The 25780-nt window shown below is 47.6% G+C and carries 22 protein-coding genes; 17 read left to right on the plus strand and 5 right to left on the minus strand.

Going from position 1 to position 25780, the window contains the following annotated elements:
- The first annotated feature begins 1 nt into the window (after window position 1).
- The 14 genes from hflC (at window position 2) to JFT56_RS03240 (ending at window position 15821) form a co-directional block, all read left to right on the plus strand.
- On the plus strand, window positions 2-895 hold the full coding sequence (gene hflC / locus JFT56_RS03175) for a protease modulator HflC (protein ID WP_198782272.1): 894 nt from the start codon (window positions 2-4) through the stop codon (window positions 893-895).
- A gap of 366 nt (window positions 896-1261) precedes the next feature.
- On the plus strand, window positions 1262-1852 hold the full coding sequence (gene petA, locus JFT56_RS03180) for a ubiquinol-cytochrome c reductase iron-sulfur subunit (RefSeq protein ID WP_198782273.1): 591 nt from the start codon (window positions 1262-1264) through the stop codon (window positions 1850-1852).
- Window positions 1852-3066 carry a cytochrome b gene (locus JFT56_RS03185; RefSeq protein ID WP_198782274.1) on the plus strand — a complete coding sequence of 405 codons (1215 nt, stop codon included), beginning with the start codon at window positions 1852-1854 and terminating at the stop codon, window positions 3064-3066. Before petA ends, JFT56_RS03185 begins: the two co-directional genes overlap by 1 nt.
- Window positions 3066-3761: a cytochrome c1 gene (locus JFT56_RS03190; RefSeq protein ID WP_198782275.1), complete on the plus strand. Its 696-nt coding sequence runs from the start codon at window positions 3066-3068 to the stop codon at window positions 3759-3761. Before JFT56_RS03185 ends, JFT56_RS03190 begins: the two co-directional genes overlap by 1 nt.
- 96 nt (window positions 3762-3857) lie before the next feature.
- Window positions 3858-4487: a stringent starvation protein SspA gene (gene sspA, locus JFT56_RS03195; RefSeq protein ID WP_198782276.1), complete on the plus strand. Its 630-nt coding sequence runs from the start codon at window positions 3858-3860 to the stop codon at window positions 4485-4487.
- Window positions 4487-4924 (plus strand): ClpXP protease specificity-enhancing factor, encoded by a 438-nt coding sequence (locus JFT56_RS03200; RefSeq protein ID WP_198782277.1) that lies wholly within the window; start codon window positions 4487-4489, stop codon window positions 4922-4924. The genes sspA and JFT56_RS03200 overlap by 1 nt, the downstream gene beginning before the upstream one ends.
- A 184-nt stretch (window positions 4925-5108) precedes the next feature.
- Complete coding sequence (locus JFT56_RS03205) at window positions 5109-5693, plus strand: anthranilate synthase component II (protein WP_198782278.1); 585 nt, start codon at window positions 5109-5111, stop codon at window positions 5691-5693.
- 176 nt (window positions 5694-5869) lie between these two features.
- Window positions 5870-8350: a S9 family peptidase gene (locus JFT56_RS03210; protein WP_198782279.1), complete on the plus strand. Its 2481-nt coding sequence runs from the start codon at window positions 5870-5872 to the stop codon at window positions 8348-8350.
- 220 nt (window positions 8351-8570) lie between these two features.
- Window positions 8571-9716 (plus strand): HDOD domain-containing protein, encoded by a 1146-nt coding sequence (locus tag JFT56_RS03215; RefSeq protein ID WP_198782280.1) that lies wholly within the window; start codon window positions 8571-8573, stop codon window positions 9714-9716.
- Window positions 9717-9770: 54 nt separating this feature from the next.
- Window positions 9771-10682 carry an alpha/beta hydrolase gene (locus JFT56_RS03220; protein WP_198782281.1) on the plus strand — a complete coding sequence of 304 codons (912 nt, stop codon included), beginning with the start codon at window positions 9771-9773 and terminating at the stop codon, window positions 10680-10682.
- Window positions 10683-10988: 306 nt separating this feature from the next.
- Window positions 10989-12206: an aspartate aminotransferase family protein gene (locus JFT56_RS03225; protein WP_198782282.1), complete on the plus strand. Its 1218-nt coding sequence runs from the start codon at window positions 10989-10991 to the stop codon at window positions 12204-12206.
- 127 nt (window positions 12207-12333) lie between these two features.
- The gene (gene astA, locus JFT56_RS03230) at window positions 12334-13353 is read left to right on the plus strand and encodes an arginine N-succinyltransferase (RefSeq protein ID WP_198782283.1); all 1020 of its coding nucleotides are present in this window, start codon (window positions 12334-12336) and stop codon (window positions 13351-13353) included.
- Window positions 13354-13362: 9 nt separating this feature from the next.
- A complete protein-coding gene (astD, locus tag JFT56_RS03235) occupies window positions 13363-14823 on the plus strand; it encodes a succinylglutamate-semialdehyde dehydrogenase (RefSeq protein WP_198782284.1) in 1461 nt (486 codons plus the stop codon).
- Window positions 14824-15017: 194 nt separating this feature from the next.
- A complete protein-coding gene (locus tag JFT56_RS03240) occupies window positions 15018-15821 on the plus strand; it encodes a DUF1338 domain-containing protein (RefSeq protein WP_198782285.1) in 804 nt (267 codons plus the stop codon).
- A 74-nt stretch (window positions 15822-15895) separates the two neighbouring features.
- Here JFT56_RS03240 and JFT56_RS03245 read toward each other — a convergent pair whose 3' ends face one another.
- The 4 genes from JFT56_RS03245 to crp form a co-directional block, all read right to left on the minus strand.
- Complete coding sequence (locus tag JFT56_RS03245) at window positions 15896-17224, minus strand: ATP-binding protein (protein ID WP_198782286.1); 1329 nt, start codon at window positions 17222-17224, stop codon at window positions 15896-15898.
- On the minus strand, window positions 17221-17895 hold the full coding sequence (locus JFT56_RS03250) for a response regulator transcription factor (protein WP_198782287.1): 675 nt from the start codon (window positions 17893-17895) through the stop codon (window positions 17221-17223). Before JFT56_RS03250 ends, JFT56_RS03245 begins: the two co-directional genes overlap by 4 nt.
- A complete protein-coding gene (locus JFT56_RS03255) occupies window positions 17876-18223 on the minus strand; it encodes a PepSY domain-containing protein (RefSeq protein WP_113939135.1) in 348 nt (115 codons plus the stop codon). The genes JFT56_RS03250 and JFT56_RS03255 overlap by 20 nt, the downstream gene beginning before the upstream one ends.
- 82 nt (window positions 18224-18305) lie before the next feature.
- Window positions 18306-18941, minus strand: coding sequence for a cAMP-activated global transcriptional regulator CRP (gene crp, locus JFT56_RS03260; protein WP_011070954.1), 636 nt, complete (start codon window positions 18939-18941; stop codon window positions 18306-18308).
- 401 nt (window positions 18942-19342) lie between these two features.
- Here crp and JFT56_RS03265 point away from each other — a divergent pair, with 401 nt between their 5' ends.
- Complete coding sequence (locus JFT56_RS03265) at window positions 19343-20122, plus strand: tetratricopeptide repeat protein (protein WP_198782288.1); 780 nt, start codon at window positions 19343-19345, stop codon at window positions 20120-20122.
- An 89-nt stretch (window positions 20123-20211) separates the two neighbouring features.
- Here JFT56_RS03265 and thpR read toward each other — a convergent pair whose 3' ends face one another.
- Complete coding sequence (thpR, locus tag JFT56_RS03270) at window positions 20212-20769, minus strand: RNA 2',3'-cyclic phosphodiesterase (protein WP_198782289.1); 558 nt, start codon at window positions 20767-20769, stop codon at window positions 20212-20214.
- 172 nt (window positions 20770-20941) lie between these two features.
- On the opposite strand from thpR, the gene JFT56_RS03275 reads away from it, so the two are divergent.
- Together JFT56_RS03275 and hrpB are read left to right on the plus strand one after the other, a co-directional pair.
- On the plus strand, window positions 20942-23161 hold the full coding sequence (locus tag JFT56_RS03275; protein WP_198782290.1) for a putative bifunctional diguanylate cyclase/phosphodiesterase: 2220 nt from the start codon (window positions 20942-20944) through the stop codon (window positions 23159-23161).
- Window positions 23162-23244: 83 nt separating this feature from the next.
- A complete protein-coding gene (gene hrpB / locus JFT56_RS03280) occupies window positions 23245-25740 on the plus strand; it encodes an ATP-dependent helicase HrpB (RefSeq protein ID WP_198782291.1) in 2496 nt (831 codons plus the stop codon).
- The last annotated feature ends 40 nt before the right edge of the window (window positions 25741-25780 follow it).

Consider the following 25780-nt stretch of genomic DNA (forward strand, 5'->3'; position numbering starts at 1 on the left):
CATGGGTAGATTAGGTATTATTCTTATCGCCGTTGTTTTAGGCGTGGTTTTATCTTCTATGATGGTCGTCAACGAAGGCGAGCGAGCCATTGTGGCGCGATTCGGTGAAATCGTAAAAGACAATGTTGACGGTAACCAAGTGACTCGCGTTTTTGGTCCTGGATTGCACTTTAAAGTGCCAGTGATCGATAAAGTGAAGCTACTCGATGCCCGTATTCAGACATTGGATGGTGCAGCCGATCGCTTTGTCACCTCAGAGAAAAAAGATCTGATGGTTGATTCCTATGTGAAGTGGCGTATTTTTGACTTCGAGAAGTATTACCTATCCACAAATGGTGGTATTAAATCGAATGCAGAATCGCTGTTACAACGTAAGATCAACAACGACTTACGTACTGAGTTTGGTCGTCGCACTATCAAGGAAATTGTTTCTGGTAAGCGTGATGAATTGCAAAATGATGCACTCGCTAATGCTTCAGAAAGCGCTAAAGACTTAGGTATTGAAGTGGTTGACGTGCGTGTAAAGCAAATCAATTTACCGGCTAACGTCAGTAATAGTATTTACCAGCGCATGCGTGCCGAGCGTCAAGCTGTGGCAAAAGAGCACAGAGCACAGGGTAAAGAGCAATCTGAAATCATTCGTGCAACGATTGATGCTAATGTGACGGTGAAGATTGCCGAAGCTGAACGTAAAGCATTGACCATTCGTGGTGAAGGTGATGCGTTAGCGGCTAAGATTTACTCTGATGCATACAGCAAAGATCCTGAGTTTTTCAGCTTTGTCCGTAGCTTAGAAGCCTATCGTGAGAGTTTCTCTGGCAACTCAGATATCATGGTATTAGAGCCCGACAGTGAATTCTTCAAATATATGAAGAGCACTGCACCTAAGAAATAATCGCTAAATATTCGCGTTGAAATAGGCCCTGTTTAACAGGGCCTATTTTTTTATCTCGAGGCGATGGATTTGGGGGGCTGAGACTTTATTTACATTAGTGATGCATGCTTTATGCCGAGCTAAAAGAGGATGTGCTTAAAATATCCTCAACGAAGGTTGAAATAGGTTAAAAGTTGTGCTTTTTTTGTCCATTTTTTAAAAAACACGCAATCTCCCTAACTTACTTGCGTGTTTTCACTATGATCTGCTTCTAATTTTTAGCTATAATGAGCCCCGCTTCAAACTTCGATTTTTGCCCATGGTGATGACCCCGGGCGGAAAGTCTTTGAAAAACAAAAATTCCAACACCCTCTGGGAGATAAGTGGATGAGCAATGCGCCAGTCGATACCGGACGTCGCAGATTCCTGACAGCCGCAACCGCCGTAGTAGGTGGTGCTGGTGCCGTCGCTGTAGCGGTTCCTTTCATCAAGTCATGGAATCCGAGTGCCAAAGCGAAAGCTGCAGGTGCACCGGTCGAAGTAAATATCAGTAAAGTAGAGCCAGGTCAGCTGATCCGTGTTGAGTGGCGTGGAAAACCTGTATGGGTTGTCCGTCGCACAGAAGCCGTGATCAATGAACTGCCAACCCACGATGATAAGTTAAGAGATCCTGCTTCTGCTGAAATGCAGCAGCCTGATTATGCAACAAATCCTCTGCGTTCAATCAAGCCAGAGTATTTTATTGCCGTTGGTATTTGTACCCACCTCGGATGTTCACCTACTTATTTACCAGATTCATTTGGTGAGCAAGTTGAAGGTGTCACTTCTGGTTTCTTCTGTCCATGTCATGGCTCTAAGTTTGATATGGCTGGTCGCGTTTTCCAAGGCGTACCTGCTCCATTGAACCTAGTTATCCCTCCACATCAATATGTTGATGATGGCACCGTGATTATCGGTGTAGATAAAGGAGTGGCGTAATGGTTAAGAATTTAATTAATTGGATTGATGCTCGCATCCCTATGACGGCGACTTATAACCGTCATGTTGGACAGTATGCAACACCAACTAACTTTAACTTTTGGTACTTTTTCGGTTCGCTAGCGATGTTGGTATTGGTTAACCAATTACTGACGGGTATCTGGTTGACGATGAACTATGTACCAACAGCAGAAGGCGCTTTCGCCTCTGTTGAATACATCATGCGTGACGTTGAATACGGTTGGTTGCTGCGTTATATGCACTCAACGGGTGCTTCTGCGTTCTTCGTGGTGATCTACCTGCATATGTTCCGTGGTCTGATTTACGGTTCATATCAGAAGCCTAGAGAACTGCTATGGCTATTCGGTATGTTGATTTTCCTCGTACTGATGGCTGAAGCCTTTATGGGTTACTTGTTGCCATGGGGACAAATGTCATACTGGGGCGCGCAGGTAATTATTTCTCTGTTCGGTGCGATTCCTGTTATTGGTGACGACTTAACCCTGTGGATCCGTGGTGACTACGTGATCTCTGGCGCGACACTGAACCGTTTCTTCGCGCTGCACGTTATCGCACTGCCATTAGTGTTAGTCGTATTAGTGTTCTTACACTTAATTGCACTGCACGAAGTGGGTTCGAATAACCCTGACGGTATCGAAATCAAGAAGAACAAAGACGAGAATGGCTGGCCAGTTGATGGTATTCCATTCCACCCATATTACACAGTAAAAGACATCATGGGCGTCGCTGGCTTCCTGATTGTATTCTGTTATGTGTTGTTCTTTATCCCTGAGGGCGGTGGTTACTTCCTTGAGAAGCCAAACTTTGAAGCGGCTAACTCGATGAAGACCCCAGAGCACATTGCACCCGTTTGGTACTTCACACCTTTCTACGCCATTTTACGTGCCGTTCCCGATAAATTGGGCGGTGTGATCATGATGGGTCTGTCGATTGCTGTACTGTTTGTGTTGCCTTGGCTAGATCGCTGTAAAGTGAAGTCAGTCCGCTACCGTAGCACGCTGCACAAGTTGAATATTGCGCAATTTGCAGTGTCTTTCATTGTGTTAGGTTACTTAGGTGTAGTCCCTGCGACACCAACACTGACGATAGTTGCACAGGTATTTACTTTTACTTACTTTGGTTTCTTTGTGGCGCTGTGGGTATACAGCAAGAATGAAAAAACTAAACCTGTTCCAGCGAGGTTGACACACTAATGAAAAAATTATTGATTGCATTAGTTGCCTTGTTGCCGACCTTGGCAATTGCCGCGAGCGGACACGTACATTTAGAAGACGCCAATGTTGATCTGCATGATAAAGCTTCCTTAGAACGTGGTGTGGACCTATTCCAACATTATTGTTCTGGCTGTCATAGCACTCAGTACCAACGCTATGAGCGCGTGGCGACCGATATCGGTATTTCTATGGATGATATGCGTAATAAGTATATGTTTACCGATGCTAAAATTGGTGAGCTTATGCAAAACGCGATTCCACCGAAAGATGCGGCTAAGTGGTTTGGTGCGACGCCACCAGACTTAACCTTAGTGGCCCGTGTTCGTGGTGAAGATTGGGTATATTCATACCTCAAAGGCTTCTACAAAGATCCAAGCCGTCCATTTGGCGTGAATAACACTGTATTCCCATCTGTAGGTATGCCACATGTGCTCGAAGAGTTACAAGGTATGCCTGTTAAGCAAGAAGATGGCAGTATTGTGGTCACTGGCGGTAAATTAAACGCAGAAGAGTATGACCAAGCGGTGCGTGATATCACGGGCTTCTTAGTCTATTCGGCTGAACCCGTTAAACTAGAGCGTGAAGCTATGGGTTGGTGGGTACTCGGATTCCTGTTTATATTCTTTATTGTGGCCTACCTCTTGAAGAAAGAGTATTGGAAAGATGTACACTAGGCACCAATAACGGGTAAAATATAATATCCGCATAGTGTAAACGGGGGGCTTTGCCCCTCGTTTACTTTTGTTTTATTTCGATTCTGGAGGGTATCAATGGCTGTTGCTGCCAACAAACGCTCTATCATGACACTGTTTTCAGGTGCTGATGATCTGTATAGCCATCAAGTACGTATCGTGTTAGCTGAGAAAGGGGTTACTGTTGATGTTTTACTGGTCGACCCTAATGAAATGCCTGAGGATTTGCTCGAAGTAAATCCCTATAACTCAGTGCCAACTTTGGTAGATCGTGAACTCGTTTTATACGAATCACGCATTATTATGGAATATTTGGATGAGCGTTTTCCTCATCCACCACTGATGCCAGTTTATCCAGTATCCCGCGGCCAAAGCCGTTTGATGATGCACCGCATCGATACTGATTGGTATTCGCTGGTTGATCGCATTCGCAAGGGTGATCGTGCTGAAGCGGCTCGTAAAGAGCTGACGGAAAGCTTGATTGCCATAGCGCCAGTCTTCACTGAAGTTCCTTACTTTATGAGTGAAGAATTTGGTCTAGCGGATTGCTATCTTGGGCCACTATTGTGGCGCTTACCTGTATTGGGTATTGAATTAGATAGCCGCGTAGCGAAAGATATCAAAGCCTATATGACACGTATTTTTGAGCGTGAGTCGTTCAAAGCCTCCTTAACGGAAGCAGAACGCGAAATGCGCATGGGTATGTAATGAAGCCTTTGACTCCTAATCGTCCTTATTTACTAAGGGCTTACTATGATTGGTTGATGGATAACCAATTAACGCCTCACGTTGTGGTCGATGCCTTTGTAAAAGGGACTCAAGTGCCGCAGCAGTATGTGAAGGATGGCCAGATAGTGCTGAATATTGCAGCTGGCGCAGTGGGCAATTTGCAAATTAGCAATGAGTTTGTGGAGTTCAATGCACGTTTTGGGGGCGTTCCCCAGCAGGTATTATTGCCAATGGCATCGATTGTTGCCATTTATGCCCGTGAAAATGGTGCAGGCACAGTCTTCGATATTGAAGACGCATATCTGATGGAGGATGAAGTAGATTCTGTGCTATCCGTGGTCGATACAGCGGAAAAACCACTAGAGCCAACGGATCAGCCGCCTAAGCGTCGTAGTCACTTAACTGTCGTTAAGTAGCAGGATTTATATAGCCTCGGCAATTTTTTGAAAATTAAATTGAAAACTAAGCCAGTCAAGTGACTGGCTTTTTTGTCGCTATATTTTATCCCTTCGGCTAAACCTTAAGGGGAAGGTGTGGTAGCATTTGTGCCCGCATTGCCCATTAGCAAATGGGTAATCTTGTATAGCCCATGGATTTTGTATGTTGCTCATGATCGATAATTACGACTCTTTTACCTTTAATCTAGTGCAGTATTTTCAGCAGCTAGGGCAAGAGATAGTGGTTAAGCGAAACGACGAAATTAGCCTAGATGAAATAGCCGCGCTCGCGCCAACCCATTTAGTGATTTCCCCTGGCCCCTGCACACCGAATGAAGCGGGTATTTCCCTTGCGGCAATCGAGCACTTTGCTGGCCGTATCCCCATTTTAGGTGTGTGCTTAGGTCATCAAGCCATGGCGCAGGTTTTTGGGGCTAAGGTTATACGGGCGCAACGAGTCATGCATGGGAAAGTCAGTGCTATTTGTCATAGTGGCGAACGGTTATTTAAAGGCTTGAATCAGCCCTTAACTGTGACACGTTATCACTCGCTATTGGTTGATACCGTTCCCGAGGGTTTTGTATTGGATGCTTGGTTTGATGATCCTCTCCATGGCTTAGAAATCATGGCCATAAGCCACCAAAACTTGCCGCTTTATGGGGTGCAGTTTCACCCAGAGTCGATTCTCACTGAACAAGGCCATGAACTTTTAGCTAATTTTTTATCCCAATCTGTCGCTTTAGCATAAAAGCGAGCGCCGCTTTAGCCACCAATTTATCAATCTCTGTTACAAGATTTCTCCTCCTTTTAAGCAAATATGTCGCCTAAGTGTGATATAACTGCCGCAAAACAACGCCCGTTTGCGAGTCTACTGGGGAGCCCCTTTTGCTCGCACCGCTGCGATAACGATAAAAGGAAGGATTAATGAAAAGCGTAATGCGACATTTGGGTTTAAGTGCCTTGGCGGTTGCCGTATTGGCGGGGTGCGCGGCGTCATCGACCGAAACAACGGCTCCAACATTAGATCAACCCGCATTTCAAGTTCCTTTGGCTCAACCTCCTAAAGTCTCACAGCCGCTGACGCTGAATCAAATTATGGCGAATCCCGATTGGATGGGTATTTTCGCTAAACAGGCTTATTGGAGCGATGACAGCCAAAGTGTGTTCTTTGCCCGTCAAGCGAGTGCTGCGCCTCTACCTAGCTATTATCAGCAAGGCATCAATGATAGCCGTGCGGTTGAATTAGCCCTCGATAAATTACACGCTGCGGATCAGCAATTTGGCGCATTCGATCCGACTAAATCCAATAAGGTTTATCTTTACCAAGGCAATATTTTTGTTAAGCAATTAAGCTCCGGCAAGGTCACTCAACTCACCCGTCAACACAGCGCCATCGATGGTGTGCGTTATTTGAATAATGGCGATATCGCCTATTGGCAGGGTGATAATGTGTTTCAAATTCACCAGAGTTCAGGCTTAGTCGAACAGCTTGCCGAAATCAAAATGGCCAAAGCGCCGGAAGGCGTAAAAGAGCCGAGCACTTATATTGCTAAGCAACAACACAGATTAATTAAGTATGTGGCGCAGCAGCAGGAAAACGCTAAGGCTAAACAACAGTTTAAAGATGAATTGCAAAAAAGCGACCCGACGCTCGCCGCCAGCACTTGGTATTTAGGTGATAGCGAAGTGGTGTCAGAGCTTAGCCTGTCACCCGATGGTCGTTATATCTTACTTGCCCTGACGGATAAGAATTACACAGGTAGCAGTGAACACGACATTATGCCGAACTACTTAGGTAGCAAAGGGTATATCGATCCTGTGCCAGTACGTGCCCGTGTCGCCGAAGACACTCCACCTGGGCAGCGCTTTGTGGTGCTCGATTTAAATGAGCATAAACAAGTCGATATCACTATCGAGGGGCTCACTGGCTTCGATGAAGACGTGCTGGCGAAAGTCAAAGCGGAAAATGCTAAGGCTAAAGGTGAAACCTATCAGAGCACAAAAGTGCCGCGGAAGATCCAATTAATGGAGGACTGGGGCTGGACGCAGAGCGCGATTCAGTGGCACGCGTCTGAAAATAAGGTCGCCGTGATGGTTGAAGCCACCGACAATAAAGACCGTTGGATCGCCACCGTCGATCTATCCAAGGGTAAATTTATCACCGAACATCGTTTGCACGATGACGCTTGGGTGAATTACGACTACAACCAATTTGGCTGGTTACCAGGTACGGACACCCTTTACTATCTCTCTGAAGAAACCGGTTATTCTCAGCTTTATATCAAAGCACTGGGAGAAAAGCCGCGAGCCTTGACTCAAGGTCAGTTTGTGGTGAGCGATATTACGCTGTCGCCCGATGCGAACTACATCTACTACAAGGCTAACCAAAGCCACCCTGGTATTTATAATGTGCACCGCGTAAATCTCACCACAGGTAAGAATGAGCAATTAACCCAGTGGGATGGCAACTTAGATTACAGCCTAAGCCCAGATGGCACTCAGCTATTACTCAATGCTTCACGCCGTACGCAGCCGAATGAACTCTATATTCAACCCATAGGCGGCGCATTAAAGCAGTTAACTTCCTATACCAGTGATGCCTTTAAAAACTATTCATGGCAAGCGCCAGAGGTGGTTGCCGTACCTTCAAGTCATGGCGCAGGTAAAGTGTACGCCCGCGTTTATCTACCTCAGGGTTACGATAAATCCCGCGCCGAGAAATACCCAGCCGTTATCTTTAACCACGGTGCGGGTTATCTGCAAAACGCTGACTATGGATTTAGCGGTTATTTTCGCGAGTTTATGTTCCACAACCTACTGACTCAGCAAGGTTATGTGGTGATGGACATGGATTACCGTGGCTCTAAAGGCTATGGCCGCGATTGGCGCACCGCGATTTACCGTAATATGGGTCATCCAGAAGTAGAGGACTTAAAGGATGGCGTTAGCTGGATGGGAAGTAATACGAACGTCGATACGCAGCGTGTTGGGACCTATGGTGGTTCCTACGGTGGATTCTTAACCTTTATGTCTTTGTTCACTGCCCCTGACTTGTTCCAAGCAGGTGCTGCACTGCGGCCGGTGACAGATTGGGCACATTATAATGCGCCTTATACTTCTAATATCTTAAATACGCCCGATATCGATCCTATCGCCTATGAGCGCAGTTCTCCTATCGAGCATGCCCAAGGACTCACAAAGCCGCTGCTGATCATGAGTGGGGTGATGGATGATAATGTCTTCTTCCAAGACAGCGTGCGCATGGTGCAGCATCTGATCGAATTGGAAAAACCTATGTTTGAAATGGCGATTTATCCCGTCGAGCCCCACGGTTTCCGTCAACCGTCTAGCTGGTTGGACGAATATCGCCGTATTTATAAGTTGTTTGAACAAGAACTTAAATAGGGTGTTAATCCAAACAAAAGCCTCATTATGAGGCTTTTTTATTGCGCCATTGCCGGAATTATGGCGCTAATATCAAGCGTATTAAATATCTGTTCATCCATCTGAATACCGCAGGGTTTACTTATTGCTAAGATTAAGCGTATGTGCTGAAATTGTAATGTTTTTGAATATTTTACCGTGCTAGCGCCAGATGATATCGGCGATATAGGAAAGTCTAATAGTGGCAATTTCGGTAGCGGGTGGCGTTAGACCCGGCAAGATTATAGAGATAGAGCATAGGCTCTATCAGCAATTGATCCTCGGCAAGCAAAAGGCGAGTCCGACCCTTTTGGATGAGCTGGATCTTGAGCTGGAGGCCGATGCCAATAAATTAGATGTCGAGCGCGAAGCGATTCTGTCGCGCTTGCTCAAACAAATTCAGGCCAGGGAAGTTTTTGAGGCCGTCTCAAAGCAATTACATGAAACCGTTAATAATGCCATTGAGCACCAATTGGCCTCCCCTGAATTAGTGTTGGCTAAATCCGATATCAATGAATCCCAGATCCTACTGCTTGAGCTGTTACTCGCCAAAAACCTCGATGCAACACGATTACGCCCGCTGATCAGTAACTTAAGCTGGCTGTGTCGGGATTTAACCAATATGGTTAATAGCCCTAGTTTTCGTGCCCGTCGTCCACAGGGTTCCGAGGTGCGCGTCACCGATATCAAACTGGTGATGAATTACATTGGTATCGAAAATTTACGCACTATTATCCCGTATTTTTGCCTGCGTAACTGGCTTCCCAGTGGCAATGCCAAACTGCTCTGGACCACTCGAAAACTGTGGCGTTATAGCATAGTCAGTGGTATCGCAGCCAATGCGTTGGCGCAGCTTCATAATACTGACTCGGCCCTCGTTTATAGTAGTGCCTTACTCAATCAATTAGGCACCTCTGTGGTGTTGAGTTTAAGTGCGCGCTTATTCGATCAAACCTGGGGATCATGGATACGGGAGGCCAGTAGCAGCCGCGATAAAGAAGTGTACGATGCGGTGATCGCCACAGAGTTTCCGGCCAAGGCCGTGTTTGAACAAGTGTTAAGCCATGGCCTTAAGCTGAACTGGCAATTGCTCGAGTTGCTTAAGTTTGAAAATAGCCCTTTGACTCAGCTACTCAAGGAGTTAGATCAAACATTAAGTTATCGAGACCTCTCTTTCCAAGCGGCAATTGTCGCCCGGGCCAACTGTTATGCTAAGGTGTTGCTGCTCGAAGAGATGCGTCAAATCGATCCCCAAGAAAAGCGGTTAATGTTTGACTATTACGAGTTGAGTGAACAAGAGGTATTGCGCTTAAAAGCACAGAATTATCGGAAGCTAGATCTGCTGTAATCCACGGCCTGCTGCGTAGCGCCATGATTGCGGCGTTTATGTGGAGGAAGGGATATGCCAAGTTGGCAAGCATCTGTACTGAATACAATTTTATCCTATGTTGCTAGGCCATCCATCAGTCGTGGACAGGCCAAAATACCCTTAGCTCAGGTGCGCAAAAAGTTGTTTGAGCTGGATAAACGTTGGCTTCCTTGGCCGGATAAGCTTGTCAGCGCCAGCATTCCCCTGCGCCATTCCAGCCTGCTGCATTATGTACTCCTCGATGAACAAGTTCGCCTTGGAAAGCTGTTTTATATCCGAGGTGGTGGTTTTTGTTTTAAAACACCGCACGCACATGCAAGATTGATCGCGGATATTAGTCAGCGGTGCCAATTGGATGCCTATATTCCCGATTATCGTCTCGCCCCAGAACATCCATTCCCCGCGCCGTTTGACGATGTTCTCGAAGCCTATCGGCGCTTAATCGAGCTTAAAGGCGCAGATAATTTGATTTTGATGGGTGACTCGGCTGGCGGGAATTTAGCATTAAGTTTACTGCTTGAGCTTAAACGCCTAGATTTGCCATTGCCCCAAGCCTGTGTGCTGTTATCACCCGCACTCGATTTGGCTATGACGGGTGACACTGAGTTTATACTTGGGGCCGATGATCCCTTTTTTACCATAGAGTCATTACTGCGTTTGCGCGGTGCCTACCTTGCGGGAGCTAACCCTATGTCGGCTAAGGTTTCACCCTTGCAAGGTAACTTAGCAGGGCTGCCGCCTATTCTAGTGGTTGCGGGTACACGGGAGCTGTTATTGCAGGATTCTGAGCGTTTGGTCGCCCAAGTAAAGGCCTGCGATGGTGAGATTAAGGGCTGCTTTTACCCTAATATGCCCCATGTGTTTCCTCTGTTTGATTTATTGCCCGAAGCCATTGAGGCAAGGGAGCAAATTAAGCATTTTGTGCTTTCTCATTTGATTCGTTAAAATTGTGTAGTTATTCATATTCAGTGAATAGCTAGCAAAAAGAGAGGGAAATAACTTTTTTTCTGACTAAATATGCTGTAAGCCTCTAGCTTAAACGCTTGTATAGTTCTTAAACTGCAATCTTTATGCACTTTGCACTCATGCATGGCGATTGTTGTTTGTGAAAAACTGGTATTTTGATCACAATTTCGCTAATAATGGCTGTTAACAGACACAAGTATTCCCAGTATCACTAACTCAAAATAAAGATACACAGGGACCCAGACGGCGCCCGATGCCGTTAAACAAACCAAAGGATGAAGTAGAATGAGCGTTGATATGAAGTTAGATCGTGCCCAATTTGACGCAGTTATGGTGCCTAATTATGCGCCTGCTGCCGTGATACCTGTTCGCGGTGAAGGCAGCCGAGTATGGGATCAAGAGGGCAACGAGTTTATCGATTTTGCTGGCGGTATCGCGGTAAATTGCTTAGGTCACTGTCATCCCGCTCTTGTGAATGCCCTTAAGACGCAAGGCGAAAAATTATGGCATCTGTCAAACGTAATGACCAACGAGCCAGCCTTAGCATTAGCGACTAAGTTAGTTAACAGCACCTTTGCCGACAAAGTGTATTTTGCTAACTCTGGCGCCGAAGCCAACGAAGCGGCACTGAAACTTGCCCGTCGTTATGCCCTAGAGAAACATGGCGTTGAGAAAGATGAAATTATCGCCTTCGATAAGGCCTTCCACGGCCGTACCTTCTTCACCGTCAGCGTCGGTGGCCAAGCCGCCTATTCCGATGGTTTTGGTCCTAAGCCACAGAGCATTACTCACCTGCCATTTAACGATGTTGCCGCATTAGAAGCTGCAGTGTCGGACAAAACCTGCGCCATCATGCTTGAGCCGCTGCAAGGCGAGGGCGGTATTATCGATGCCGATCCTGCATTCCTGAAAGCCGTGCGTGAATTAGCGAACAAGTACAACGCGCTGGTAATTTTCGATGAAGTCCAAACCGGTGTGGGCCGTACTGGTGAACTGTATGCTTATATGGGTACTGACATAGTACCGGACATTTTAACCACAGCTAAAGCACTCGGTGGTGGTTTCCCTATCGCGGCTATGCTGACAACCGCTGAAATTGCCGAGCATTTAAAGGTCGGTACCCACGGCTCAACCTACGGCGGCAATCCATTAGCCTGTGCAATCGGCAATGCGGTATTAGATGTAGTAAACACGCCAGAAGTATTGAACGGTGTAAAACATCGCGAGCAGTTATTGCGTGATGGTCTTAATAAAATCAATGAAAAATATCATGTTTTTTCAGAAGTTCGCGGTAAAGGTTTGCTGTTAGGGGCGGTTCTTAATGAACAATACCAAGGTCGCTCACGGGACTTTTTGGTGGCCTCTGTTGCCGAAGGCTTAATGAGCCTGATGGCGGGCGCTAACGTGGTGCGTTTTGCTCCTTCTCTGGTGATCCCTGAGGCAGATATTGCCGAAGGTCTAGCTCGTTTTGAACGTGCTGTGGCGAGCATAGCTGCCGCCTAAATGACCAAAGGAGTGCTGAATTTATTCGCACTCCTTTTTTGTCAGGGAATACTTACGTGCATCACTACCTGTCTTGTTACAGATAGGCGCCTTGGTGCACGGCAAGTCAAAGTGAGGAGACACTAAGATGTTAATCATACGTCCTATTCAGGCCGGGGATTTCGAAGCCTTATACCAGATTGCTGAAGAGTCTGGGCATGGTTTTACGTCATTACCCGTCAATGCGGATTTACTGAGGCATAAGATTGCCAGAGCCGAAACGTCCTTTGTCAAAGCCGTAGACACTCCCTTCGATGAAGGTTATTTGATGGTGCTTGAGGATACCGACAGCCGCGAAGTTGTCGGCACTTGCGCAATCGAAGCCGCAGTCGGGATGGAAGATGCGTTTTACCATTATCGCCTCGGCACCGAAGTCTATCATTCCGAACAAATTGAAGTACGTAATGAGGTTGAAACCTTAACCCTCTGCCATGACTACACAGGCGCCGCCGAGCTTTGTACGCTGTTTTTGCGTGAAGCCTACCGTAAAGGTAACAATGGCCGCATGTTATCCCGCAGTCGCTTCTTGTTTTTAGCCCAACATGCAAAACGCTTCGGTGAAACTGTGATTGCCGAAATGCGCGGTGTCAGCGATGCCGATGGTCACTCGCCTTTTTACGGTTGGCTACAAAAGCACTTCTTAGGCATTGATTTTATTCAGGCGGATTATCTTTCTGGCCTAGGCAAAAAGGCGTTTATGGCGGAAATGATGCCCCGTAACCCAGTGTATGTTTGTCTGTTGCCGGAGGAAGCGCAAAAGGTCATCGGTGAAGTGCATACCAATACTCGCCCCGCCTTAAGTCTATTGCAGGCTGAAGGTTTTAGATGCCGTGGTTATGTGGATATTTTCGATGGTGGGCCAACGGTAGAGTGTCGTTTATCGGACATTCGCGCCGTACGTGAAAGCCGATTATTGACTATTGATATCGGTGATATGGTCGAAGCCGACAGCCAGTTTATTATCTCGAATACTCAATTAGCCAATTACCGTGCGACGTCGGCCTATTTGGCTGTCGATGATAAGTCCGAACATATCACCATTAGCCCCGAGCTAGCTGCGGGTTTGTTACTCGCAAAAGGCGATCAAATCCGTATTTTGGCAATGTAGGAATAACCAATGACACATTATATTCAAGGCCAGTGGCATGCTGGCAAGGGTCATGACGTGACCTCAATTAACCCTGCCAATGCACAATCTATTTGGACTGGTAAAACCGCCACCGCAGAACAAGTGAACGCCGCCGTCGATGCCGCCCGCGAAGCGCAATTCGACTGGTTTATGCTTGGTTTCGATGCACGTTTAAAAATAGTTGAAGCCTATCGCAGCCAGCTCGAAGCCAATAAAGCTGAACTTGCAGAAACCATTGCCCAAGAAACGGGCAAACCCCAATGGGAAACCGCAACCGAAGTGGCGGCCATGATAGGCAAGATTGCTTTATCGGCCGCGGCTTACAACAAGCGTACAGGCACAGAGGCTAACGATACGCCGGCGGGACGCGCGGTGATCCGCCATAAGCCCCACGGTGTTGTCGCCGTATTTGGCCCCTACAACTTCCCAGGCCATTTGCCGAACGGTCACATAGTCCCTGCGCTACTGGCGGGTAATACTGTGATTTTCAAACCCTCGGAATTGACGCCTAAAGTCGCCGAGTTGATGGTCAGCCTATGGGATAAGGCGGGTCTGCCTGCTGGCGTACTTAACTTAGTTCAAGGAGAGGTCGATACGGGTAAAGCGCTGGCTTCTCACCCGCAGCTCGATGGCCTGTTCTTTACCGGTAGCTCACGCACTGGCCATGTATTGCATCAACAATATGCGGGGCATCCGGGCAAGATTTTAGCGCTGGAGATGGGCGGTAATAATCCGCTGATTATCAAAGGTGTGCAGGATACTAAGGCCGCAGTGCACGATATTTTGCAGTCGGCGTATATCTCATCGGGCCAACGTTGCACCTGTGCGCGCCGTTTATATGTCGAACAAGGCGAGCAGGGCGATGCCCTGATTGCCATGTTAATCGAGGCAGTCAAACAGATTAAAGTCGGTCCTTGGAACGCCCAGCCGCAACCTTTTATGGGCTCAATGATTTCTGAAACCGCCGCGAAAGGTATGGTTGCTGCGCAGGCGAATTTAGTGAGTTTAGGTGGCGTGTCTTTAGTCGAGTTAACCCATCTAGAGGTTGGTACTGGCTTAGTGTCTCCTGGGCTTATCGATGTGACAGCAATCGATGCCTTGCCGGATGAAGAATACTTTGGCCCGCTGCTGCAATTAGTGCGTTACCGTGATTTCGATCAGGCGATCAAATTAGCCAACCAGACGCGTTATGGCTTGTCAGCGGGAATACTCGCCGATAGCCGTGAGGATTATGACTATTTCCTCGCTCGCATTCGTGCCGGGATTGTTAACTGGAATAAACAGATCACTGGCGCATCGGGAGCGGCACCTTTTGGTGGCGTTGGCGCTTCGGGTAACCATAGGGCGAGTGCCTTCTATGCAGCCGATTACTGTGCTTATCCCGTGGCTTCGGTCGAGGCCGATGCGGTAAGCCTACCTGCGACCCTAAGCCCTGGCTTGAGTCTGTAGGCGTCTTGGTTACCAATAAAATTAACTAATTGAAGTAAATAGGAGGAAGGGCGGATGCTCTTCCTTTTTAATAACAAGCAGTAACCTTATGTAGACTTTTATTGTCAGCCATATTGGCAGTAGTCGTTAAGTCGTTACATCAGTGCTGCGGCAAACCCTATGAATCGCCGCGGGCACGGTAAGTGGAGTTTTTTATGCACACAGATATTAATGCGTTGTTTGCCGCTTTATGGCAAGACTATATCCAGATGACCCCTTCAGCGGCGAAAGTACACGCACTACTCGGTGATGGCAAGGCGATCATCAACGATCATATCGCCCTGCGTACTTTCAATATTGCTAAGGTGAATTTGGATGTGTTGGCGGCGCATTTCACCTCATTGGGTTATGTTGCCTGTGGTGACTATCAGTTTGAACAGAAGAAGTTAGTCGCTAAGCATTTTGAGCACCCTGACTCGACCCAACCTAAAGTGTTTATCTCTGAGCTGTTGGTAGAAGAGTTTAGCCCTGCGCTGCAAGCGACCATTCAAGGTTTAATCGCCCAGGTGGATGACGCCGCAACAACGGCGGATAATTTTATCTATTCGGGTCGCCATTGGTCACTGGATTATCAAACCTATCAAGATCTGTTGGCCGAGAGCGAATACGCCGCTTGGGTGGCCGCATTTGGTTACCGTGCGAACCATTTCACTGTCTCTGTTAATCATCTCGATGGTTATCATTCGCTGGAAACGGTAAATAACACCTTGAAACAGGTGGGATTTGTGCTTAATTCTGCTGGCGGTGAAATAAAAGGTTCGGCCGATGTGTTACTCGAACAGTCATCGACTATGGCCGATAAAATTGGGGTTGAATTTAGCGATATGACTGTGGAGATCCCAAGCTGCTTCTACGAGTTTGCCCTGCGTTATCCTAAGGCGAATGGCGAGCTTTATACCGGTTTTGTGGCGGCATCTGCCGATAAGATTTTTGAAAGCACAAACGTGAATAAAGCCTAGATTATTAAGGCGTTACCTAGATATGTGTATAAAAACGCCATCCTTTGATGGCGTTTTTTATGGGATAAACTGGGTTAGCTAAAGCGCAGTTCAATCCCAAGCCCCCCAAGGCGGGCGCTATGATTAAAGCTAAGCTCAATACCATATTGCTCGGCAATCTCCTTCACTATCGATAAACCTAGGCCGTGCCCCATCACAGATTCATCGAGCCTTATGCCCCGCTGGGTGAGTTTATCCAATTCATTACCCGCGACACCCGGCCCATCATCGTCGATGCAGAGTAAGATCCGCTCCTGCTGACGGGATAGCTGCACGCTCACTCGGCTCTGTGCCCATTTAAAGGCGTTATCTAATAGATTGCCTAGGAGTTCCATGCCATCTTCGCGGTGGATGGGCAGTCGCTGTATATTGGGGTCTATTTCAAACTCACATTTAATCGATTTATGTCGATGCACCTTATGCAAGGTATTGGCAAGACTGTGTAAATCCCTTGGGATAACCAATTGCGCGGCGGGGAGCATATCGCCGGTGATCCTGGCCGCGGCGAGCTTACGTTCGACCATCTTATGGATAGCATCTAGCTGTTGCTGTAGGGCAATAGCGGTGTCGGGATCCTTAAGGCCAAGGGCCTCAACCTGCTGTTGCATCACGGCTAATGGGGTTTTAAGGCCATGGCTCAAGTTACCTAAATTATTACGACTACGTTTGATTTGTTTGGCTGTGTATTCGAGTAACTCATTGTAGGTTTTGGCTAGTGGCTGCACCTCGGGCGGGAGATGATTCAATTCTAACGCGTTGATTTCGCCTTCCTGCAGGCGGGAAAGAGCATGCTGTATATGTTTGACTGGCTTAAAGGATTGCCTGAGGATCAGAAAGATCCCCGCGATCATCGCCACTAGCATCGCCAGATTGACCCCAAGTTTAGTACCGTAGACCTCGCTAAACACCCGTCTGCCGATACTCAAATCTTGGGCAACGGTTAAGGTGGCTTTTACATTGGCACTGCTGGAATTTAACCCTAGGGACAACAATTGCATATCATTGTTTTTCGGCCCTTTTGCCTGCCATACTCGGGTCTGATTGGGGGCGAGTGGCTCGATATCTAACTGCATATCCCACAGGGATCGAGAGCGAATGATTTCTGTGGGCAGGTTAAGCTGAAAATAGCGGCCAGAATAGGCGGGTTTGTAAAAGCTGGAAAGTTGGCTCTGATCTATGTGGATCTCCCCATTATTGATATGGGTGGCCAACATAATGTGTTCGAGATCTTCTTCTAACCGATTGATAATAGAGTCGTGGAAGGCTTGGCGCAGCATGGACTCAAACAATATGAGTCCAATCACTGTGCCTAACACTAATAAGCCCGTTAACCATAAACTGAGCTTAGTGCGAATGGAGATCATGCAGTTACGCCGTGGAAGATATAACCTTGTCCGCGACGGGTTTCGATGGCGGTTTTCCCAAGCTTCTTACGCAGATGAGTCACATAGACTTCGACGACATTGCTTTCTTTCTCATCGTCAAATTGATACAGCTTATCGGTCAGCTGTACTTTAGATAACAACTTCTTAGGCGACATTAGGAAGATCTTCAGCAGCCTAAATTCCATTGCTGTCAGTTCAAAAACGCGCTCGGCAACTTCCACCGTTTGTTCGGCTTCATCTAAGGTGACACCGCCATAACTCAGTTGTTTACTTGAGGTATTTAAGCGGCCGTGGGCACGGTGGATCAAGGCTTGAATGCGCGCCAATAGCTCCTGAGTGTGGAAAGGTTTGCCTAAGTAATCGTCCGCGCCCGCATTAAAGCCTTCGACTTTTTCATGCCATTGGCTGCGGGCGGTCAGCATGATGACAGGGGTGCTGATGCCCTGATTACGCCAACCTTCGAGCAATTCGAGCCCATTACCATCGGGTAGGCCTATATCTAAGATCACGCAATCGTATTGGGTTTCTTTGATTAGATAATCGGCCTCAAGGGCTTTATCCGTAATATCAGTGACATAGCCTGCGAGTTTGAGTTGTTTCTCCAACTCGGTGACTAGCATAGGGTTATCTTCAACGAGTAGCAGTTTCATGTTTTCGACATTCGCTCGGTAATGCTATGGAGTCCACGGGTTGACCATTAGTGGCATCGATACTCAGATTGACTATTTGGCCGCGTTGAACTTTGATTTGTAAATCATAACGCCATTTATGATCTTCTTGGTAGAGATGGGCGTCAATTAGTTCACCTTGGCAAAATTGATTCACGACGCTAAGGGTGCCATTGAGTGACAGTATTTGCCCTGAGTTAACCAGTGCTTTAACTTGATAGTGTTCTAATTCAATGGGTTCAGCATTATTTATTGTTGGATACATCAATGTGAACAGACTGAAAAAACAGATAAAAAACAGCCGTTTCATTTGTGCTCCCCAATAAAAAATGGCCTAGAATTTACGCTAGGCCACTTTAATGAAGCAGGCTTAAATCAAGCTGAAGACTAACTTAACGGGTGCCGTAAACCACTATGGTTTTACCGTGTGCTTGGATCAAATTCTGCTCTTCGAGCATCTTTAAGATACGACCCACAGTCTCACGGGAGCAACCGACGATCTGACCAATCTCCTGACGAGTGATCTTGATCTGCATGCCATCGGGATGCGTCATTGCATCTGGCTGCTTGGCTAAGTGCAATAGGGTTTGAGCAATGCGACCTGCCACATCCAAGAACGCTAAATTACCGACCTTCTGACTGGTGCTTTGCAGGCGATAGGCCATTTGCGCCGACAGTTTCATCAGAATTTCTGGGTTAACTTGGATTAGCTGTTTGAATTTCTTGTAAGAAATTTCAGCGATTTCACAGGCTTGTTTTGCACGAACCCATGCAGTGCGCTCGGCTTGTTCTTCGAACAACCCTAGTTCACCGATAAAGTCGCCTTGATTAAGATACGAAAGGATCATCTCCTTACCTTCTTCATCTTTAATCAATACCGCAACAGAACCTTTTACGATGTAATAAAGGGTGTCTGAGTCTTCACCAGCATGGATAAGGGTACTCTTTGCGGGGTACTTATGAATGTGACAGTGTGATAAAAACCATTCCAAAGTTGGATCAGGTTTTGGCTTACCAATCAGAGCCATGTTGGTGTTCCTCGATTGATTAAAACGAAAGTAAGGATATTCTAAATAAGCATTTTACGTCAATCAAACTGATAAAAACTTGATGAAAGTCTTAGTTTAGAATCAACGAATAAATGCAATTAACTCTCTAAAATTAGAGCTCATTTTGCTACTTTAGTGATTTAAGTCAACTAAATCGGCGTGAAACTCATTGGATTCACCTAACTCTGTAGAGTTAATCACATCTTAGGAATCCTTTTATAACCTAAATAAAGAAAATAATGACCAATGTGGGGATTCATTCGGGCTATTTTAGTCTCGTCTGCTTCATTTAGTCGTGGGGTAAACGCGATTTTGGCTCGACTTATGGGCTAAATTCAGGCTAACTTTGTGGTGCGGTTGCTTTTCAGAGAGGTTAGGACGTGAAATACAAACAATGGGTTTTAGGTGCTGGTTTAGCTGTAGTCGCAGGACTCAGCACGGCGGCACACGCCTTTTCTATCCCACAGCCAGCAACTGAAATTGCGGCGAGTAAATTTGTGCATATTCAAGTACAAGCAGCGCAGGGCGATGCCGATGCTCAATTTTTACTGGGGCTGATGTATCTCTCCGGGCGTTTTGTCGCCCAGGAAATACCCTCTGGAGTGCATTGGATGTCGCTCGCCGCCGAGCAGCAACATGAAAAAGCCCAGCAAACTCTGGCGGATCTTTCCTTTGAAGGGCAATTAATTAAACGTGATTTAGCGGTCGCTGAGCATTGGTATAAGGCCATGGGTGAGCGTGGCAGTCGTTGGGCCCAGTTTCGATTAGGCTTTATTTATGCTTCTGGTGGCGATGGTGTCGCGCGCAATTGTGGTAAGGCGGTCGAGCAATTTACCCAAGTGGGCGATGATATTGCCCTAGGCAATGTGGCGTGGATTTTAGCAACCTGCCCAGAAGCCGAATATCGAGATGGCAATAAAGCGGTCGAGTTATCCTTACAGTTGCTTAAAGTGAACGAGAACGATCCGACAAACCTCGATAATCTCGCCGCCGCCTATGCCGAAATCGGGGATTTTGGTGCGGCAATTTCGACGCAACAAAAAGCCATAGAAGCATTAAAAATGAGCGCAGAGATCACTAAGACTGACGAGTTTATGCAGCGCCTACAGACCTATGAACAAAAGCGCGCCTACCGTGAAACTGTACGTTTGTTAGAATAAACCCGTTGCAGTTGTCGATGAAGATTATCTAGCCCGGATCCGTTCGGGCTATTTTTTTGAGGTAAATTCAAGCCTATTTTCCAAGTGACTTATTTCCCAAGTGGCCAAGTGTGCAGCAGACGATATTCGACTCCCGACTGAGTGCTCGCCGAATGATATAAATGTAGGGCATCGGGCACTAAGGTGAGTTCGTTAAAGGGCATATTCGCTAATGAGCTTAAGCAGGTGTCTTGGGCTAGGCTGAGGTTGTTGGCCTTTCTAAATAAACTGATATGGGGGCGAAAAGCGTGCTCACTCACATGCAGCCCTAAATCCTGCGCTATGGATTGGGTTTGCTCGGCCAATAGGGCTAGCTCTGCGCCAACCTCAGTCCCCTTCAAACAACAGACCTGCGCCTTGGGCCAGAGGGTGATTTGGTGAAGTCGAACACTCAATCGCGGCTTATCTAATACATCAAGCAAACTTATCAACTGTTGGCGTTGGGATTCTGTGGCCATACCGAGAAATGCGAGGGTCAAGTGTAAGTTGGCCGCAGTGACGGCCTTGGCTTTTGGATTAAGGCTGTTGATTAAGATGTGCTGTAATTGCTCCAGTTGCTGACGCTGTATTTCCGTCGGCGCAAACCCAAGAAATAATCGTTGTAACAAGTGTTTCTCCTTAGAATCGCAACCGAGATGTAAAGAATAAGCTATGCTTTTGTTCGATAGCGCTTTTATTATGCAATTGTATTGGCATACAAGCATTGTTCGCGTGAGCTTCTATACTCAGAGCATGGCAATATTACGTTAAATAGCGTTTTAGGTAAGGAAATACCTTTACATGTCAGATGGTTTAACAAATTCACTCCAACAGGCACTGGTGACCATTTTTAGCGAAACACCGCTAGAAACCTTAGAGCAAAACGTTGACCGCGCCCTAGAAACAATCACCCTACAACTCCATTGTGATGGGGTGTTTGTGTTGACTGGTAGCCAATCCCTCGACCATTTACGCACCCGCAATATTTATCTCAAACCGCAATTTACCCAAGGGCAACAGACCCGGGTCTGGCCCCTAGCGAGAATGCCCTTTTTCCGCTCCTTAGTGCGCAGTCCTCGGCTATTAAACCTCCCCGATGTGAATACGCTACCTGCGGATGCGCAGGCGGAACGAGCCCTGCTAAGGGACTGGAATGTTAAGAGTCTATTGGTATTACCCCCCGTGGTATTCGGCGAAACTCGGATTGCATTGGGGGCGGTAAACTGCTCTGAATGCTGCGAGTGGAGCGATGAATTTATCCTTGAGTTTAACCATGCGGCAGTGATGATAGGCTCGGCCATGGAGCTGACCCGCATTGCCCACGATATGCTGGCGAGTGAGCATAAATACCGTGAAGTGTTTAACCAATTGCCCTTAGCCTGCGCCTTACTCGATAAACATAATCAACTGGCCATGTTGAATAAAGTGGCGCAGCAAACCCTGCCGGTGCAACACGGTTACGATCTATTTTGTATGGTGCGTGAAGAAGAGCATGCCATGCTGACCGATACTCTGCATATGGTGCGCGAGGGCGTGCTAGGCCAAGCTTGGTGCGAATTGCCGTTAAAATCGGTGCATCAACTGGATTGGTTGAGGTTAAGTTTTAGTCAGATCCACGGTGATAGGGACACGCTAGTGATGATTGCCGAAGATGTGAGTGAAAAATATCGCCTCGCCGATGAACTCTCCTTCCACGCCAATTACGATGCGCTGACGGGATTACCCAACCGCTTACATTTTGAGGCCTTGCTCGACAATCTCTTGCAAGCTCGGGACGATATGCCCACCTGCGTGGCCTTTGTCGATGTCGATCAGTTTCAAGTCATCAATAATATTAGCGGCCATCAAGCCGGTGATAAGCTATTGTGCCAATTGGCATTACGTCTTAAACAGTTAGTGCGTAAGGGCGATATTGTCGCGCGTTTAGGTGGCGATGAATTCGGCATTTTAATGCATTATTGCAATGTGGATTCCGCGCAGCATATCGCCACTCGGATCTGTACCCAACTGGCGAGCCATGAGTTTGTGTGGGAAAACCGTTGCCACAATGTCAGTGTCAGCATGGGGATCGCTAAGTTCGATAAATCGGCGACGGATATCTATACCGTGATGAGCCAAGCGGACGCCGCCTGCCGTCTTGCCAAGGATCAAGGCCGCAATGGTTGGCACTTATACAGCGCCAAAGATCCCAAAATGACCCGTCTCTACACTGAGATGATGGCCTCTGTGGATATTGTCAGCGCCTTAGCCCTTAATCAGTTCGAACTCTATTTTCAAACGATAGCGCCACTCAATCGTGAAGAGTCTGGGCTGCATTTGGAAATCCTGCTGCGAATGGTGCAGTCGAACGGCACTATTGTCTCTCCGGCGATTTTTTTGCCGGCCGCCGAGCGTTATAACTTAGCCTCTAAGGTCGACCTTTGGGTGATCGATAATTTACTCAAATGGGGAAGTTGCCATTTGGCGCTGTGGCAGCAGCTGGATTTAGTGTCGGTCAATCTGTCCGCCACTTCCTTGGGGGATCGTGAATTTATGAATTGGCTCGAAATGCGTCTGATGACGGAACCTGAGCTGGTGGATAAGTTGTGCATCGAGATCACCGAGACGGCCGCCGTGAGTCAGTTAGACCAAGCGACTAAACTGATCGAAGTCCTGCGCCCGCTTAAGTGTAAGTTGGCCCTCGATGACTTTGGTGCGGGTTTTTCAAGTTTTGCTTACCTTAAGCGTCTGAACGTGGATTTTGTTAAAGTGGATGGTCAGTTTGTGATTAACATTTGTGACGATCCCGCCGATCAGGCCATAGTCAAAGCGATCTGCCAACTAGGGCAGGATATGGGTTTTGATGTGGTCGCCGAGTTTGTGGAGTCCCAGGAAATTGGCCTTAAATTACAAGCCTTAGGAGTAGACTACGCCCAAGGTTATGCCATCAATAAACCCATGCGGTTATCTGAATTACACTCGGGGCTGAGCCAACCTTGGCTACAGACCCATGATACCTTAGCGGCCTACATCAACCTTTAATCTGGATTAGGTTAGCGCAAAATGGTACTTAAGGCCGATTCTTAGTACACTGACGGCCTATTTTGGCCTTAGACATCTGAGCTTTGAACTCTCTACCTATTCACTCTCTGTTAGCGCCGCTACGCGCTGCATTTTCGACCCACGCCCAAGTGATCCTCGAGGCGCCAACGGGGGCGGGTAAATCTACCGCTTTGCCGCTGGCTATGCTCGATTGGCCTGAAATTCGCGGGCGAATTTTAATGTTAGAACCGCGCCGAGTCGCTGCCCGCAGTGTGGCGCATTATATTGCCAGCTGTCGACAACAGAGCGTCGGGCAAGAGGTTGGCTATAGAGTCCGCGGTGAGTCAAAGGTCAGTAGTAACACAAGGTTAGAGATAGTCACCGAAGGTGTATTGACTAGGATGATCCAGCAAGATCCCGAGTTAACTGGGGTTGAAATGATCATTTTTGACGAGATCCACGAGCGGCATCTCACGACTGACTTAGGCTTGGCCCTCGCCCTCGAAGTGCAAAGCTCCCTTAGGGACGATTTAAAGATATTAGCCATGTCGGCAACCCTGTCTGGGCTGGCACTCGGTGAGCTTATGCCCGCCGCGGCGATTCTGCACAGTGAAGGGCGCAGTTTTCCCGTTGACCTTGAATATCGGCCCGTACCCAGCCAACAGCTGTGGTTAGATCATCTTTGCCGCTGCGTGCTCGAACTCGCCACCACAGCAAGCTTAACGCCCCATAATGATGTGTTAGTGTTTTTACCCGGTAAGGCGGAAATCCTGAAATCGGCCCAGTATCTAGGTGAGCGCCTCGATAGCGCGGCTTTTTTAATTTGCCCCCTCTATGGTGAGCTCTCAGGGGCCGAGCAGGATAACGCTATCCGAGCATCGCAGGAGGGGAAACGTAAAATAGTACTATCGACTAACGTGGCAGAGTCGAGTTTAACCATCGAAGGCATTGGTTTTGTTGTCGATAGTGGCTATAAACGCCAGGCAAGTTTTAACCCTAAAACCGGTGTAACCCGCTTAAGTCTTAAACGGATAAGCCAAGCCTCGGCGACGCAGCGCGCAGGCAGGGCTGGGCGTTTAGCCGCTGGCGTGTGTATCAGATTATGGAGCCAAGAAGAACAAGGGCGGATGTTAAAGGCCGATGAGCCCGAGATTAGCCAAGCGGATCTGGTCTCTATGGCCCACGATTGCGCCTATTGGGGCGCAAAATCCTTTAGCGACATGATGTTACTCACGCCGCCGCCCAGTGTGAATGAAACCTTAGCCTGGCAATTACTGCAGCGTTTGGGTATGGTGGATGCCCAACATAAACTGACCTCCCACGGTAAGGCAGCCTATGAGCTAGGTTGCCATCCCCGCCTTGCCCATATGCTGTTGGTCGCAAAATCACTCAATGCAATGGCGCTAGGCAGTTTAGCCTGTTTGCTTGCGGGGATTTTAGAGGCGCGAGGATTACCTCGAAAAGGCGCGGATATGCTCAATTACCTGCACTTTGCCTGTCAGGGGCAAGCGGGGCAACAGGCAAAACAATGGCAGAAGAAGCTAGGATTAACCGCAGACTTATCTAAGGTTGCCACCCAAGCTCACCACAGCGATGTTGGCTTACTGTTGGCGCTAGCCTATCCAGATCGCATCGCTAAAGCTCGCGGTGTTGAGGGCTATCAATTGGCCAATGGCACTGGCGTCGTGCTGGCGGCTGAAGATGCGCTGTCGCAAACACCTTGGCTGGTGGTGGCGGACTTTCAAGAAACCGAAGGCAGAAACGCAGGGCGGATCTATTTGGCGTCCAAGCTAGAGCCCAGTTTGTTTGATGGGGCACTGAAATCTTTGCTCGAACTGAGCGAACAATGCGGTTGGGACGAAGCCAAGGGGCGGGTGGTTGCCGAGCGGCAGTTTAAGATCGGCCAAATTGTCATAAAATCTGAGGTCATAGCAAAACCTGAACGCCCGCAAATTATTGCCGCATTACTGAATTACATTCGTCAGCAAGGTTTACAAATCCTCAATTGGAACGCTAACTTAGAGCAATTCCAGTCTAGGGTCCAACTGGCTAGGACGTTAGATGCTAACGCAGATTGGCCCGATATAAGCGATGCTGCGCTCTTGGCGAGCCTTGAAACTTGGCTGGCGCCATACCTCGAAAATGTGAATAATCTGCCGCAATTACAGAAACTCGATTGCTTTAGCTTTATCGCCAATCGGCTGAGTTGGCAGCAACAACAGGCGCTCGACGCCCTATTGCCGACCTCATGGCCGTTAGCGACGGGGACTTTTGCGCCGATAGTGTATGAGGCATCGGGTCGAGCCTTGCTGAGGGTCAGATTGCAGGAAACCTTTGGCATGGCCCAAAGCCCAGTGCTCGCACAGGGGAAACTGAAGGTGACCATGGAGTTATTGTCACCCGCCCAGCGACCCTTAGCCCTAACGGCGGATTTAGCCAGTTTTTGGCAGGGCCCCTATGTTGAAGTGAAGAAGGAAATGCGCGGCCGATATCCAAAACATCTGTGGCCGGATGATCCCGCAAATACCTTACCCACAAAATTTACCAAGAAAAAAACCTTGGGTTTATCCCAGTCATAGCGTTTAGACTGCTTTGATTAACAACACTGGCGTGTTGTGT

This window comes from Shewanella putrefaciens (assembly GCF_016406305.1).
Taxonomy (GTDB): domain Bacteria; phylum Pseudomonadota; class Gammaproteobacteria; order Enterobacterales; family Shewanellaceae; genus Shewanella; species Shewanella putrefaciens_C.

Excerpts from the sequence above, each read along its gene's own strand:
- hflC (WP_198782272.1), top strand. The coding sequence starts at position 2 with ATGGGTAGATTAGGTATTATTCTTATCGCCGTTGTTTTAGGCGTGGTT.
- petA (WP_198782273.1), top strand. The coding sequence starts at position 1,262 with ATGAGCAATGCGCCAGTCGATACCGGACGTCGCAGATTCCTGACAGCC.
- JFT56_RS03185 (WP_198782274.1), top strand. The coding sequence starts at position 1,852 with ATGGTTAAGAATTTAATTAATTGGATTGATGCTCGCATCCCTATGACG.
- JFT56_RS03190 (WP_198782275.1), top strand. The coding sequence starts at position 3,066 with ATGAAAAAATTATTGATTGCATTAGTTGCCTTGTTGCCGACCTTGGCA.
- sspA (WP_198782276.1), top strand. The coding sequence starts at position 3,858 with ATGGCTGTTGCTGCCAACAAACGCTCTATCATGACACTGTTTTCAGGT.
- JFT56_RS03200 (WP_198782277.1), top strand. The coding sequence starts at position 4,487 with ATGAAGCCTTTGACTCCTAATCGTCCTTATTTACTAAGGGCTTACTAT.
- JFT56_RS03205 (WP_198782278.1), top strand. The coding sequence starts at position 5,109 with ATGTTGCTCATGATCGATAATTACGACTCTTTTACCTTTAATCTAGTG.
- JFT56_RS03210 (WP_198782279.1), top strand. The coding sequence starts at position 5,870 with ATGAAAAGCGTAATGCGACATTTGGGTTTAAGTGCCTTGGCGGTTGCC.
- JFT56_RS03220 (WP_198782281.1), top strand. The coding sequence starts at position 9,771 with ATGCCAAGTTGGCAAGCATCTGTACTGAATACAATTTTATCCTATGTT.
- JFT56_RS03225 (WP_198782282.1), top strand. The coding sequence starts at position 10,989 with ATGAGCGTTGATATGAAGTTAGATCGTGCCCAATTTGACGCAGTTATG.
- astA (WP_198782283.1), top strand. The coding sequence starts at position 12,334 with ATGTTAATCATACGTCCTATTCAGGCCGGGGATTTCGAAGCCTTATAC.
- astD (WP_198782284.1), top strand. The coding sequence starts at position 13,363 with ATGACACATTATATTCAAGGCCAGTGGCATGCTGGCAAGGGTCATGAC.
- JFT56_RS03240 (WP_198782285.1), top strand. The coding sequence starts at position 15,018 with ATGCACACAGATATTAATGCGTTGTTTGCCGCTTTATGGCAAGACTAT.
- JFT56_RS03245 (WP_198782286.1), bottom strand. The coding sequence starts at position 17,224 with ATGATCTCCATTCGCACTAAGCTCAGTTTATGGTTAACGGGCTTATTA.
- JFT56_RS03250 (WP_198782287.1), bottom strand. The coding sequence starts at position 17,895 with ATGAAACTGCTACTCGTTGAAGATAACCCTATGCTAGTCACCGAGTTG.
- JFT56_RS03255 (WP_113939135.1), bottom strand. The coding sequence starts at position 18,223 with ATGAAACGGCTGTTTTTTATCTGTTTTTTCAGTCTGTTCACATTGATG.
- crp (WP_011070954.1), bottom strand. The coding sequence starts at position 18,941 with ATGGCTCTGATTGGTAAGCCAAAACCTGATCCAACTTTGGAATGGTTT.
- JFT56_RS03275 (WP_198782290.1), top strand. The coding sequence starts at position 20,942 with ATGTCAGATGGTTTAACAAATTCACTCCAACAGGCACTGGTGACCATT.